This window comes from Acinetobacter sp. M5A5_2a (genome assembly GCF_053345265.1).
Genome location: NZ_JBKEZV010000002.1, coordinates 142,713 through 155,880 on the forward strand (window position 1 = coordinate 142,713; position 13,168 = coordinate 155,880).

General features: G+C 39.4%; 13 protein-coding genes. 3 read left to right on the plus strand and 10 right to left on the minus strand.

Annotation, left to right across the window (positions count from 1 at the left end; all coding sequences use genetic code 11):
• Window positions 1–18 precede the first annotated feature (18 nt).
• The 10 genes from rimM to ispH all read right to left on the minus strand — a co-directional run bounded on the left by rimM (window position 19) and on the right by ispH (window position 9,724).
• On the minus strand, window positions 19–567 hold the full coding sequence (gene rimM, locus ACLBWE_RS03030) for a ribosome maturation factor RimM (RefSeq protein WP_009392005.1): 549 nt from the start codon (window positions 565–567) through the stop codon (window positions 19–21).
• A 21-nt stretch (window positions 568–588) separates the two neighbouring features.
• The gene (gene rpsP / locus ACLBWE_RS03035; protein ID WP_000260334.1) at window positions 589–840 is read right to left on the minus strand and encodes a 30S ribosomal protein S16; all 252 of its coding nucleotides are present in this window, start codon (window positions 838–840) and stop codon (window positions 589–591) included.
• A gap of 147 nt (window positions 841–987) precedes the next feature.
• Window positions 988–1,413, minus strand: coding sequence for a type IV pilin protein (locus ACLBWE_RS03040; RefSeq protein ID WP_045433343.1), 426 nt, complete (start codon window positions 1,411–1,413; stop codon window positions 988–990).
• Window positions 1,410–1,892: a type IV pilin protein gene (locus ACLBWE_RS03045; protein WP_447601106.1), complete on the minus strand. Its 483-nt coding sequence runs from the start codon at window positions 1,890–1,892 to the stop codon at window positions 1,410–1,412. Before ACLBWE_RS03045 ends, ACLBWE_RS03040 begins: the two co-directional genes overlap by 4 nt.
• Window positions 1,893–1,902: 10 nt before the next feature.
• On the minus strand, window positions 1,903–5,757 hold the full coding sequence (locus ACLBWE_RS03050) for a PilC/PilY family type IV pilus protein (protein ID WP_447601108.1): 3,855 nt from the start codon (window positions 5,755–5,757) through the stop codon (window positions 1,903–1,905).
• An 11-nt stretch (window positions 5,758–5,768) separates the two neighbouring features.
• Window positions 5,769–6,578, minus strand: a complete 810-nt coding sequence (locus tag ACLBWE_RS03055) for a PilX N-terminal domain-containing pilus assembly protein (protein WP_447601110.1) — start codon at window positions 6,576–6,578, stop codon at window positions 5,769–5,771.
• A complete protein-coding gene (locus ACLBWE_RS03060) occupies window positions 6,575–7,576 on the minus strand; it encodes a PilW family protein (protein ID WP_427962864.1) in 1,002 nt (333 codons plus the stop codon). Before ACLBWE_RS03060 ends, ACLBWE_RS03055 begins: the two co-directional genes overlap by 4 nt.
• On the minus strand, window positions 7,576–8,136 hold the full coding sequence (pilV, locus tag ACLBWE_RS03065; protein WP_427962865.1) for a type IV pilus modification protein PilV: 561 nt from the start codon (window positions 8,134–8,136) through the stop codon (window positions 7,576–7,578). Before pilV ends, ACLBWE_RS03060 begins: the two co-directional genes overlap by 1 nt.
• Window positions 8,130–8,603 carry a pilus assembly FimT family protein gene (locus tag ACLBWE_RS03070; protein ID WP_447601113.1) on the minus strand — a complete coding sequence of 158 codons (474 nt, stop codon included), beginning with the start codon at window positions 8,601–8,603 and terminating at the stop codon, window positions 8,130–8,132. The genes pilV and ACLBWE_RS03070 overlap by 7 nt, the downstream gene beginning before the upstream one ends.
• Before the next feature lie 170 nt (window positions 8,604–8,773).
• Window positions 8,774–9,724, minus strand: coding sequence for a 4-hydroxy-3-methylbut-2-enyl diphosphate reductase (gene ispH / locus ACLBWE_RS03075; RefSeq protein WP_003653781.1), 951 nt, complete (start codon window positions 9,722–9,724; stop codon window positions 8,774–8,776).
• Window positions 9,725–9,846: 122 nt separating this feature from the next.
• Here ispH and gmk point away from each other — a divergent pair, with 122 nt between their 5' ends.
• From gmk to ACLBWE_RS03090, 3 genes are all read left to right on the plus strand, one after another.
• Complete coding sequence (gmk, locus tag ACLBWE_RS03080; protein ID WP_003653783.1) at window positions 9,847–10,476, plus strand: guanylate kinase; 630 nt, start codon at window positions 9,847–9,849, stop codon at window positions 10,474–10,476.
• Window positions 10,477–10,548: 72 nt separating this feature from the next.
• Entirely contained in the window at window positions 10,549–10,827 is a 279-nt protein-coding gene (gene rpoZ, locus ACLBWE_RS03085; protein ID WP_002116990.1) for a DNA-directed RNA polymerase subunit omega, read from the plus strand.
• A gap of 208 nt (window positions 10,828–11,035) precedes the next feature.
• Entirely contained in the window at window positions 11,036–13,141 is a 2,106-nt protein-coding gene (locus ACLBWE_RS03090) for a RelA/SpoT family protein (protein WP_005038306.1), read from the plus strand.
• Window positions 13,142–13,168: the final 27 nt, after the last annotated feature.

Below are 13,168 nucleotides of genomic sequence, written 5' to 3' on the forward strand. Positions count from 1 at the left end.
GTATTAATCCTAAAAGAATTAATAATCTACGCCCCAATTGACGTAAATACGACCAGCTTCAAGATCAACACGTTGTACTACATCTTTATGCCAAGGAATCATGCGTTCTTCTGAATCAATACTGTCTGGGGTAGCATGTACCACCATCACATCATTGGCTCCAGTTTCAAACAACTCATGGATTTTACCTAAGTTTACTTCCTGTTCTTCATCATCCAGACCAAACACTGTTAAGCCTTTTAAATCTGACCAGTAGTACTCATCTACATCTGCTTTTGGCAGTTGAGACTTAGCAATCCAGATATTAGCGCCAACCAAGTTTTCTGCTCCAGTGCGATCACTCACACCCTTCAAAGCAACAACTAGGCCTTTGCCATGTGGTTTCCAACGTTTTACATCTATTGTTTGCCAACCGGCCTTGGTCTCAATGTACCAAGGCAGGTAGTCAAACATATTGCTCATGGGTTCTGTATTTGAATACACCCAGAGCCACCCATTCAATCCATAAGCTGAACGTAACTGTCCAATCTGAATACGATCTTCGGGAACATTCTGTGTTGATGTCATGGGTTACCTACTACAAAAAAATTATGCAGTAGCTTTTTTAGCTTGAGCAGCTAAAGAAGCAACACGTTCAGAAGGTTGAGCACCTTGAGAAACCCAGTGAGCAAAACGGTCTGCATCTAAACGAAGTTTTTCTGCTTGACCTTGTGCAGTCGGGTTAAAGAAACCGATACGCTCGATGAAACGACCATCACGTGCATTGCGACTATCAGTCACAACGATTTGATAGAATGGACGTTTTTTTGCGCCGCCGCGTGCTAAACGAATAACAACCATGATAAAAGCCTTATAATTCTTACGGATTATCCCTGCGCCGACCATCGGCAGCACTTCAAACCCCTTTCATAGAGGGCAACATTCTACGTGATTTTCACCATGAAAGAAAGATTAAATTTTGAGTTATCCGCAGTTTTGAATTTAAAATTACTGTAGCCAATTTGATGCGGTAGATAACGCACAATTAGTTGCACCTTTTGCCCAAAATTTTTGTCCTTGATCATTAAGACAAATGATCCCATCATCAGCTTGAGAAGTAGTAGAAATAGGCGTAGCTGTTAATACCCAACTTGAATCAGTTATATTAGCAAAAGCCAAGTTATATAAGGCCTGGCCTTGTCGAGGACTTACACTAGAACCATAAATCGATGTAATAGTCGCATTCGATGGATAGCGATTGTGAACTATTTTTTCTGATTCTAATGTTTGGGCAATATTCATCATTTCAGATTGAACAGCTGTACGATGTCCTTTACTTAAATATCGCAGATATGAAGGTGTAGCTATAGCTGCTAAAATTGCAATTATTGCTACTACAATCATGATTTCTATCAGGGTAAAACCATTCTTCATTGCCAATTCTCACTATTTGTTTCACATACATTGCAAGTGACTGTTCCACCACAGTCATTATCAACAGCCGTGGCTGTTAAACTTTGGCAACGCAAACCTGAATTCTTAGCAATAAAATTAAAGTTTCTTGAATCTGTTGTTGTCGCTTTAATGACCCATGTCTGCCCATTTGCAGCACCATTCGTCAATAAATTTCCTGCTGTTGTGTCATCACTAATTTCAATCGTATAACCACCCTGTGGCAACGTTACAGATGTGGTGGTAAATCCTCTATAGGTAAAGTTCTTGGATTTATGCCGTTCCAATTGTTCTGCCAATTTTAGAATTTCACCTTTAGCAGCAGAGGCAGTCGCTCTGCGGCTATAACTTTGATATGAAGGGATAGCAATCGAAGCAAAAATAGCGACAATTACGATGACAACCATGAGTTCAATCAAGGTAACACCTTGATTAAACCGCTGGATATAGTATTTATTCATAAATAATCCCTTAGCGATAACGCTCATACCAACGCGTAGGAACTAAATGACTTGTACACTGCCACTCACCCGTTCCACTCTCGTTTCCAGACAGTTGTAATTTCCCACAACTATTAGTCACTGGAGGTTCATCTCTTTTTGGAACAAATGCTACGCCACGGATACCTGAGCCAATAACGTTTTTATTACATTCAGAAACTCCTGCTGGGCAGTTACTACCCGTTTGTGTTGGAAACCCACTAGGATCTTCTTTATTCTGATCAATGGATCCATCAGAATTAAGACAGGCTCCAAATGGTAAACAGTAAGTCTGCTGATCCGTTTCACCTACTACACGGGGTAAACATGGGTCTGCCGCCACAATGCCTGTTCCCTGCGGGTCATAAACAGGCACAATTAAAGTCCCCGTAATTGCCATTGGCTCTTCAAAAGCTTTTAGTCCACCTTTAATACGGAAACTATTATTGGCTTTCTCTGTACCACCGCTCGTACTAGAAAGTGAACGATACCAACCACCTTGGCCCGTCCCCGTATTTGGAAAGAAAATTTGTGCTACTCGTGTTTCTCCAGATCGTAAAATTTGTGGATTTTTTCTAAGAGCCGATCGAGTAATATCTTTTGTTTCAAGTTGGCTATCAGTTAAAGACATTAGATTCTTTTTAATAAAATCTTTGTCGATAATTCCATAGACATTATTTACAGGCCGTCCGCTTAATGCTGTGCTAGGTGACATACCTTCACGCCCTGTAAGCGGATAAACATCCAATGGGGTACTACGGTCACCTGAAGCAATACCTACAGTAATAAAAGTGCGGATGCCATAATCATGTATGGTAACTGTAGGAGGTTCATAAAAACGCGGCGCATTCCCAGCTGTATAATCGTTCGAGCTATCATAAGTGGAATCATTCGTTGCTAAATTGGCTAATCGAACAACTCGAATACCAAAACTACTATAAGTCGAATTCGTTTTTGTCTGGTTATTATTAAGATCGATACGGAAGACTTGTCCGCCTAAATCACCGAAATATAAATGGTCTACTAAACCATCAGCGTCTCGATCTAATGTACTAATACGACTAACAATACTATGCTTCATATTAGAGTTATCAATATTAGAGCCTGTGTCACTAGTCCACCATAAGCGCTCCCCAGTTTTGGCATCAATAATATAGACAGCATTTCCTTTTGCTTTTCCATTCGTAAAGCAAGAGTCGCTCAAGGTAATATTTGGTTTTTCATAACATTGGTCATAGCCACCACCAACGATCATCACTCGTTTGATAGACCCGTTATAACGAATATTTGCCAGTACAGGTTTAGACCAACTCTGCCCCATACGACTATAATCAGTTTGGTCTACTCCTACTCTAAAGAGAAGCTTAGGTGAAGCAGGATTTAAGACATTTAAGCCATAATAACTGCTGCCACCCATTCGCATGCCCCCATAAATATTCATTTGCTTTGCAGTCACTTTCGAAACTGCAGCACTACCACTTCCTGTGGTAGTAATACTATATGCAGGGTCAGATACCCAAGCCCCATCCATACCGTGAGCAGGAGCTGAGGCATCACTTTGGCCAACAACTAAAGCTTTTGATGCAACGGCATCATTTAATATATCGGCAGGAACGAAAGCCATTTGTTCCACACCAGTTGAAGCATCCACAATATGTAAACCGCCTTCCATAGTTCCATAGAGAATGGATTGCTCTCGAGCAGAAGTTAAATTCCCATTTTCATCTAATGTTCCATTATAGGTAAGCTGTACTGGTAAAGAGTGAATACTGCCGCCCATAGATAAATATGGTTCATTCGATGTAACCAAGGAGGAAGGTAAAGTGGCCGCACCAATATCAGTTGAATAACCTAGATAATTTAATATTTTCAATTTCAAGCTAATCGGGAAAGCTTTTAAAATATCTTGCCCAGTTGAGGCATCAAATTTTCCTAAAACATAACTTGCTGTATTAGCAACACTATCAAAAGGATTAGTTCCTTCTAGTGGAGCAGCGGGAATTTTTAGCAAATTAGTTCCAGAAGTCGATATTTTCGTTAAGCTACCATCCGCTGCAACGGCGGAAACATCAGTAAATAAGTTGCGGATTTTACTTTGTACTGCGTAATAATATTTTGTGATATTTCCTTCTTCATCACGTGTTTCATTTTGCCCCACAATTGGTACAGGAACTTTTGCATATGAACCACCTAAAAAGACTTTACCCCCATCGTTATAATTAGAACTATTCCAGTAATCCTTCGTACCCGTTCTAAATGCTCCACTTGCGTTGTAGACTAATCCCCCCGTATTAGCCTCAAAAGCCCCAGCATTTGTTCCCGATAAAACAACATGATATTTCTTTAGATTTCCTCTCCATGTTAAATACGTATTGGCGGGGTTAGGCTCAAAAGCACGTAAATAACCATATTCCTGTAAATTTTTTGGATTTAACGCATCATACGGAACAGAGATTGCACCTGTTGTTAAAGGCTCTAAAGGGACTTTATCTAAATTATTAATAAATGTAATAACACTACTCGTTACCCCTTGTGCACTTTGGGTAGGGAAAAAACCTCCATTTCCATAACCAGGTGCAGCGACCGCATTTGTGGTCTGATTCGGTGAACACGCATCATCTCCTTTTCGGTCAGATTGGGTTCTCGAACTTAAACGACAGGCATTTTTTACATCAGAAGAACTTAAGCTAGAAAAATCACTACCAAAACCAACAAATGCTGTTTGAATAGAAACTCCGGCAGGGTTTTTTGTTTTATCAAATAGTCGTTTCGCAAACTCCCCCATACAAGCCCAACCAGAATCTGATGAAGTATTAGAAAGTCCTCCAGAGCAACTAAAATTTGCTCCCAGAGTGCTACCTAGGGCCGTCGACATTACTGTTGCCGAGCGTGTATTTGTTGTATTGTTCGGCTCACCATCTGATAAAAAGTAAATGCCCTGCCCATCACAACTTTGACGATTGGCCACCGCCGGCAAAGGAGATTGGTAAATGGCATTTAAGTTAGAAGCATTTCTATCTAAAACAATATTCGGATTGCTTGTCGTATCATTTGTTTTTGATTTTAGAATACCGCTATCTGCGTTTGCTATAGCGTAATTAAAAGTGGTGTAGTAATAAGTATAAGAATAGCTTGAATCAGACGAAGTATCATACGCCGTGGCCGTGGCTACACCTGGATTAGAGGTTGACCAGTTACTCCAATAACTACTAGAGCGACAAGGTTGCCATAAACTTGCTGTATCAATTTGTGAATCACGATAATTCGTACAATATGAATATTCTGTTCTATTATCAGATTTTCGTACACGTTTTATATAACTATCTTTGCGAATAGGGTAATTCGCCTCTGAATAAGTCGATGTACCCATCAAATAAGCAGCAGCTTCCGCATAAGCATGTGCTGAAGGTGTTGACCCACCAGCAGATAAATTTGCAACTGCCTGTTTTAATTTATAGCGCTGAGACCCCACCGTATTTAAAGTACTTGCATCTCCTAAAGGAGCAGCAGCCACCAAAATTTGCCCACTTCGACTATCACCATTTGCAGAGAAATTACCTAAGCCCACACGAGTATCATTTAAAACAGGATTATTGCTGGCTAAAAAAGCATTCATACCATTTTTAAGCATAGCCAAGCGATTTTCGTTATAACTATTAGATGTCATACTCCCGGAGGTATCTAACATCATCACAATCGTTTTTTTACCTGCTGTAGGCGATGCATAAATTTGTAAATCACTCGCCTGCACAACGGAGCTTGTGATTAGCCATGTAAAAGCAACCGAACTCGAACAGATGGCATACCATAAATTATTTGGCTTAAAATTCTTCAATTTTAGTTTCACGATATTCCCCGTTATGAACCTGGTGCCGTAATTTGAGTGAGCTTATTGGTATAGTTAAATTCTTGAACTTGAGTACTAAAAGGCACGTTATGATTAGCCAAACACTCCGCCAATGTTTGCTTAGCCGTTAATGCAGTATCAAAATTGTCACTAATTTTCGCTGAACTCGTGCTTAAGCAATCAGTTTGTAGAGTTTCTATAGAGGTAGATGCGTAGGTTGGTAAAAAAGCAGTGGTAATAACTCGAATACGTTGTGTAGACAGCATACTTTTAGGTAGTTGTGTGCCTTCGGAGGTATTTGTTCCTCGTGGTAAATTTGAACCAGGAATATCACTTGCAGCATCTGTTGGAATACTTACGGCAACTTGTGTAACCACCGCTTGACGATTGCTTCCATAGTCACTTGTTAAATCACAAAAACCCGCTACCCCGCCATCTTCGACGACTGCATTATTAGCGCTTCCTGCTCGAAGTAAACTTGCGCCTCTGGTCTGAGCAAAATTTGTTGCTACAGAAATAGGCTTATAACAAAAGTTGTATTCTGCCCCAGGGTTACTTTCGTGCTCTTTAAGCGCGGCACCAATCACATTTGTAATATTAGTTAAGGTGGTAGGATTCATCTGCACAATGAGTTCTAAAGGTGTGTCAGATGATTGAAAATTTAATTGGCTAACTTGGCTATTAGTAGCAACTTTTAAAGAAACAATAGCTACTCTTATTGCTAAAACACCTACAGAAATAACAACCAATAAAATAATAAGCACAACAATAAGAGTTGCCCCTTTTTCCTTAGATCTACTTTTATGAATTAAATGGGTCATAGACTCTCCCCCATCGCATTGCGTAGAGCAATTGTTACGTTATAAGTACGGCGTAAGAATCGAGTTGTATTATCAGAAGCATGCACGGTTTGATCTAGCATAAGAAAAGACTGCGCGGGATCTATGGCTTTGTTTTGGGCATTATTAGTAGAGCGCGCTAATACAGATATTTGTATTGAAAGAATTCGTGGCGGCATCACAGATGGTGTAACATCTCGGGCAGCCTGTGCAGCAGCGCGATATTGGGGAATCGTATAATAAGCAAAATTGCCAGCCGCATTTTTTGCACCAAACAACACATGGAAATGGTCAATACGCGGCAATACAATTTGACCAGCGTCGCCCAACCCAGCAATAGTGGTCGGTTGAGCTGTGGCTACAGTAGAGGGAGTATTTGCATCACATGCAAGTGCATAATCTTGCTGGGAACTACCATTAATATCCAGACGTAAAAAATAACGCTCTACAATTAAATCCCCTGCAAGTACATTCACACCTTCGCAATTGGTCATATTAGTAGGAGCAATAAATTGAATAGTCAGCTGATCACTTTGCACAGCAGCGTTTGAACTATTCTGTATATTTGAAAGGCCTTTCCAGTGATTACTAACGGTACTTACCGTATCCCCTGCACCACGACTTAATAATGTGTCAGCAATATAAGTATTCGCTCCAACATTAGGGACAAAATTAACACTGTTATTGTTGGTTGCTGTTGAGCCAGTTAAAACAACACCACCCCAAGGTGTGGTATCCGTTAATATCGGGTTTATTACATTTCCATAATTTAGAAGGCGTATATCACGTGCGATATACTCCAAGCCAAAAATACCGCTATCTTGTATTTCAGCATTTGCTTTTTGTAGATGACTTGATAGAAGTCCACCAATAAATAATTGAGTCGCCGCGGCTACCAAAATTAGGCCTAAAGCTAATGCGACCATAAGCTCAATTAATGTAAAGCCTCGTTGCTTCCATGGTACAAATGAGTGAGCCATTAATATGCCTCCATCATTAAACAATTCGAATTATTGACATAAACGCCATTTGTACTCATACAGCTCGACACATCCGCGCTAGTGACTCCTTCATTTGTTGTAATTACTGGAGAGGTTTTTCCCCAAAAAACAAACAGACATTGCCTCTGCTGGGTCATTGTGCTTGTAACCCCAGGGCAATTTGTCATTGTGATTTTCATGCCAAGTTGATCAGCATTTCTCGCTGCTTGATACGCATCAAATTGAGCAAGTTGAGAAGGCGTACAAGCGGCATTGAAACACAACGTAGGAGCTGCGGTAGTAGATGAATAATTACTATAACTACGGACAAATAAAGGATATTGACTAGCTTGAGAACTATTCACGCGAATATTTTCTGCTAATCCTCTCATAATCATAATAGCTTGAGATTTACTTAATGCTTCTGAAGAAGCATCCATAGCCCGAACTTGCAAGGCAACATATCCTAAAACTCCTATTGCAAGTAAAATTAAAGCGACCAACACTTCTAATAAACCAACCCCAACTTGAGCTTCTTGCTTAGAGCTCCGCATTAACATGTCTCCTCAGCTTTAAAAATTAATGTGCCAAGCTTTGTTAAAATAAGAATTTTCTTTTTATTTATTTTTGAATTACAAATAGATAAAAGTGTATCTTGGGTAATATTACTTACCACTCCATTAGCATTAAAAGTTAAAGTCGTCGCTGTTAATGAACTTTGCGTACCATCAGCAGCTATATTTTTGAGCTCAAGAGTGTTATTGGAAGTAGTTTTCCAATTCAAAGAAGTTGGTGAATTTGAGGCTGTTGAATTCAGATTAATAGAAACGTCTTGTCGACCAAGTATGGCTTGACTCTTTGCTTCCGACAAAGTATTGATTAGATCTCGTTGATTTTCATCTAGTCGTTTGCTTTCTAATAAATTCGACATAGACGGCGCAGCCGTCATCGTAATAATAGCCATTACCACAATCGTCACCATAAGCTCAACCAAGGTGAACCCGTCTTGCGAAATAATTCCCCTCATCCCCAGAAACCCCAAATAAACTTAAAATTTTTATTTATTATTTAAATTTTACTTTTTAGATTTACAAAAAAAATACAAAACAGATAAAGGGTATAAAAAAACAGATAACTGTCATATTAACAATTATCTGTTTTACTATTTTAAAATCAGTATGTTAAATAAGTCACACTTTATGCTTGAGTCACATGAATGCGTAATTCTTTAGGAAGGCTAAAGGTTATGTTCTCTTCACGTCCATCTAATTCTTTAGGTGCTTGCGCACCCCAGTCTTGTAACCGTTGAATCACTTGCTTAATCAGAATTTCCGGCGCTGAAGCACCAGCTGTCACACCAATTTTGCAAGTATCATTGAACCATGACTGTTCTAACTGATCAGCATTATCTACAAGGTAAGCTGCTTTGCCCATACGCTCTGCAAGCTCGCGTAAACGATTTGAATTTGATGAATTAGGTGAACCAACAACCAATACCACATCACACTGTTCAGCCAAATCACGTACAGCATCTTGTCTATTTTGAGTTGCGTAGCAAATATCGTCTTTACGTGGCCCTTGAATATGAGGAAATTTTGCACGCAAAGCATCAATAACTTTAGCAGTATCATCAATAGATAAAGTTGTTTGAGTTACAAATGCAAGTTTTTCAGGATGTCTTACTGCAAGTGCCGCAACATCAGCTTCATCTTCAACCAGATAAATGTCACCACCTTTTAATTTGTCATATTGCCCCATTGTTCCTTCAACTTCTGGATGCCCTTCATGACCAATTAAAATTGCTTCAGTACCTTCACGTGCATATTTAGTCACTTCAATATGAACTTTGGTAACCAAAGGACAAGTTGCATCAAAAACTTTTAAACCTCGGCGCTCCGCTTCTTGCTGAACAGCTTTTGAAACACCGTGAGCACTAAAAATTACAATTGAGTCATCCGGAACCTGATCTAGTTCATCAACAAAAACTGCCCCTCTTTGACGTAAGTCATCTACCACAAATTTATTGTGTACAACTTCATGACGTACATAAATAGGAGGATTAAAACATTCTAAAGCCCGATTGACGATTGCTATGGCTCGATCAACACCGGCACAAAAACCACGCGGATTAGCTAACACAATTTCCATAACAGCCTCAAAATTAATAAAACAGGGGAATTTCTCTTGAATATTTGCAATTAAAACTATTCAGTTTAAACGCACGGTACACTACAATAGCGAAGATATTTTATCATATCAGGAAAAATATCATGTCGGGTCTATTGTTTGTCGTTTCTGCTGCATCAGGAACAGGCAAAACATCTTTGGTGAAAGCCCTGCTTGATCGTGTAAGCAATTTACATGTTTCAGTCTCGCATACTACCCGAGGTCAACGTCCTGGTGAGTTAGATGGTGTTCACTATCACTTCACTACAAAAGATGACTTTCTAGACCAAGTAAACCATGAAGGCTTTATCGAATACGCTGAAGTATTTGGTAATTACTATGGCACTTCTCAAGCAACTGTAAAACAACAGTTAGCTCAAGGACACGATGTTCTACTTGAAATTGATTGGCAAGGTGCAGAGCAAGTACGCAAACTTTTTCCTGAATCCAAGCAAATATTTATTTTACCGCCAACACAGTTTGACCTACGTCAGCGTTTATCTAATCGCGGTACTGACTCAGTTGACGTCATTGAACATCGTTTAAGCTGTGCAGTTGAAGACATGCAGCATTACACGAACTTTGATTACATCATTATTAATGATGATTTTAATAAAGCCTTACATGAGCTTGAAGCTGTGATTACAGCAAACCGTTTAGTGTTATCCCAGCAAGCAAAACGTCATCAAACATTAATTCAAGACTTGATTACTCCTCAACCAAAACAGGAATAACTTGAGTCTGGATCGAAAGCCTTTTATACTGTTTAGTCTGTTCAAATTCACCATTCCAAAACGAGAACTTTTATGGCACGCGTCACCGTTGAAGATTGTTTAGATCATGTAGACAACCGTTTTGAGCTTGTGCTCGTTGCAAGTAAACGTGCTCGTCAATTGGCACGTCAAGGCATGGAGCCAACTGTAGAATGGGATAACGACAAACCGACTGTAGTTTCTTTGCGCGAAATCGCGGCAGGACACGTTACGAAAGAAATTCTTAAACAACGTGAACAAGATTATCAAACTTCTAGTCTTGATCTTGCTCTTTCTACAAACAGCTTGAATTTAGAAGGTTTTTCTTTCTAATTAATTCTGTTTCATAAAAAAACCATCGTTTTTCTGCGGTGGTTTTTTATTTGGCTTTGTCTTGAATTTAAAGATATTGAAAAAATCAATTATTTTCATTGAAAAAAAATACACTTTTTCAAATGAAAAAATTGACAAGTTCCGCAATATGCTTTTCATTAAGAAGTAGATAGATTTAGTTTCTCAGCATTAGGAAAAAGGGTGATTTATGCCAGGCGAAGAGGTCAGCCAAGCCAAGCAACAGCTTAAATTGATTATCGACCCTTACTTATCGGTAAGTGAGGTCGAGAAAGTGCTTGCTGCCTGTGATTTTGCCGATCTAGCGCATACTGGCATTACACGTAAAAGTGGTGAACCCTACATTCTGCATCCAATTGCTGTCAGCTGCATTCTTGCGAACATGCGTTTAGATGCTGAAACTTTAATGGCAGCACTTTTGCATGATGTTATTGAAGACACTCAATATACAAAAGAAGATATTACTGAAAAGTTCGGTCTGACAGTTGCCGAGCTGGTTGACGGTGTAACCAAACTTAGCCAGTCAAGTGATAAAGAATATAACAAGGCCGCCTCATTCCGAAAAATCTTGCAAGCGACCCTACAGGACCCACGTGTCATTATTATTAAATTAGCCGATCGCTATCATAATATGACAACTCTAGGTGCTTTACGTCCAGATAAACGCGCCCGTATTGCTCAAGAAACTCTTGATATCTTTGTGCCAATGGCAAGATTAGTCGGCATGAATGAAATGGGCGATAATCTAGAAAATCTTTGTTATCAAAATCTTGATCTTGATATGTTTGATAACGTGCAAAATGCACTACGTCAAACCAAACCAGAGCGATGTAAGTATCAAAGTATCTGGGAACAAAACCTCGCTGAACTTCTCCACAACTATCATATTCAAGGCCGCATTAAAAAGAAAAATAACAATATCGAATTATTACGCCATTTCGTTAAAAATGAGATGGATTTACAAGAGCTTACCCATAGCCATGCTTTTGAAATTGTTTTACAAACAATTGCCGACTGTGACCGCCTAGTTGATGCTTTAAGAGAAAATTTTCAAGTCATCCAATACCAAGACCATATCCGTCGTCCATTACCTGGTGGCAACCAATCTTTATTGATTAAACTTAAAGGTGAAAAAACCACATTATCTCTTACCATTCAAACCGAGCTTATGCGTAAAGCTGCCCGTTTTGGTGTTGTATTAGGTGAAAATGCACCACAAACTTGTCGCTCAGCCATTCAAGCCTCTATGCAAAACCTGAATACGCTTATCGATGGAGAATGTGCAAAAACAACTTTCAATGATTTATTAGATTACTTACATCAAGAAAAAATTTGGGTTTACACACCACATGGTCAACTCCATGAGTTACCACAAGGTGCTACCGTAGTTGATTTTGCTTATTCAGCAAGTTTATTTTTAGGTAACCATGCAGTTGGTGCAAAAGTGGATGGTGAGATTAAACCATTATCTACACCATTAATTAGCGGTCAGGTTATCGAAGTTATTACGGATGTTTTAGCAACACCTAATCCAGACTGGTTAAGCTTTATTAATACGCAAAAAGCCCGTCGTGCTTTACAACATGTTCTTAAAGATCAAGAAATAGAAGAACAGCGTCTTGTCGGTGAGCAAGCACTTTCCCGCGCATTAAAACTTTTCAATCGTTCGATCAGTGATCTCTCTGATGCTGACTGGTTAGATTTACTACAGTGGCGTCACATCGATAACAAGAATACATTGTTTGAACAAATTGCGGTTGGTGACTTACTTCCTCAACTTGTGGCTAATCACCTATTTGCTCATGACAAACACCCTCAAGTAGAAAACTCAGATCGACTTATTCAGAGTACCGAAGGTATCGACGTTAAATATGCGCATTGCTGCAATCCAGTTTTAGGTGACCCAATTCAGGGGCACTTAACACGTCGTGGGTTAATTGTGCATCGCATCCGCTGCCATAACTTGCTACATGAACAACATCTACATCCTGAAAATATTATGCCGCTTCAATGGAAAGCAGATGATGTAGATGATGTACGTTTTACCGCCTACCTCGCTATAGATATGGCAATGAATGATGAACAGGTATCAGACCTGATCTATCAATGTCGTAAAAATAATGCTGGGGTAGAGATGGTTCATTCAAATGAGCAAAGAACTTTTGTTAATATTGTAGTCAACAACCGTAAACATATTGCAAAAGTCATCCGTGACTTACGTATGCATTATGGTTTCCCGCGTATTGAACGTTTGGATGCTGCTAATCCCCAAATGGAAGTTTCCAAAGTAAGCTAGTCTTTACAAGAGCTATTGGTCAGGTTT

Excerpts from the sequence above, each read along its gene's own strand:
- rimM (WP_009392005.1), bottom strand. The coding sequence starts at position 567 with ATGACATCAACACAGAATGTTCCCGAAGATCGTATTCAGATTGGACAG.
- rpsP (WP_000260334.1), bottom strand. The coding sequence starts at position 840 with ATGGTTGTTATTCGTTTAGCACGCGGCGGCGCAAAAAAACGTCCATTC.
- ACLBWE_RS03040 (WP_045433343.1), bottom strand. The coding sequence starts at position 1,413 with ATGAAGAATGGTTTTACCCTGATAGAAATCATGATTGTAGTAGCAATA.
- ACLBWE_RS03045 (WP_447601106.1), bottom strand. The coding sequence starts at position 1,892 with ATGAATAAATACTATATCCAGCGGTTTAATCAAGGTGTTACCTTGATT.
- ACLBWE_RS03055 (WP_447601110.1), bottom strand. The coding sequence starts at position 6,578 with ATGACCCATTTAATTCATAAAAGTAGATCTAAGGAAAAAGGGGCAACT.
- ACLBWE_RS03060 (WP_427962864.1), bottom strand. The coding sequence starts at position 7,576 with ATGGCTCACTCATTTGTACCATGGAAGCAACGAGGCTTTACATTAATT.
- pilV (WP_427962865.1), bottom strand. The coding sequence starts at position 8,136 with ATGTTAATGCGGAGCTCTAAGCAAGAAGCTCAAGTTGGGGTTGGTTTA.
- ACLBWE_RS03070 (WP_447601113.1), bottom strand. The coding sequence starts at position 8,603 with ATGAGGGGAATTATTTCGCAAGACGGGTTCACCTTGGTTGAGCTTATG.
- ispH (WP_003653781.1), bottom strand. The coding sequence starts at position 9,724 with ATGGAAATTGTGTTAGCTAATCCGCGTGGTTTTTGTGCCGGTGTTGAT.
- gmk (WP_003653783.1), top strand. The coding sequence starts at position 9,847 with ATGTCGGGTCTATTGTTTGTCGTTTCTGCTGCATCAGGAACAGGCAAA.
- rpoZ (WP_002116990.1), top strand. The coding sequence starts at position 10,549 with ATGGCACGCGTCACCGTTGAAGATTGTTTAGATCATGTAGACAACCGT.
- ACLBWE_RS03090 (WP_005038306.1), top strand. The coding sequence starts at position 11,036 with ATGCCAGGCGAAGAGGTCAGCCAAGCCAAGCAACAGCTTAAATTGATT.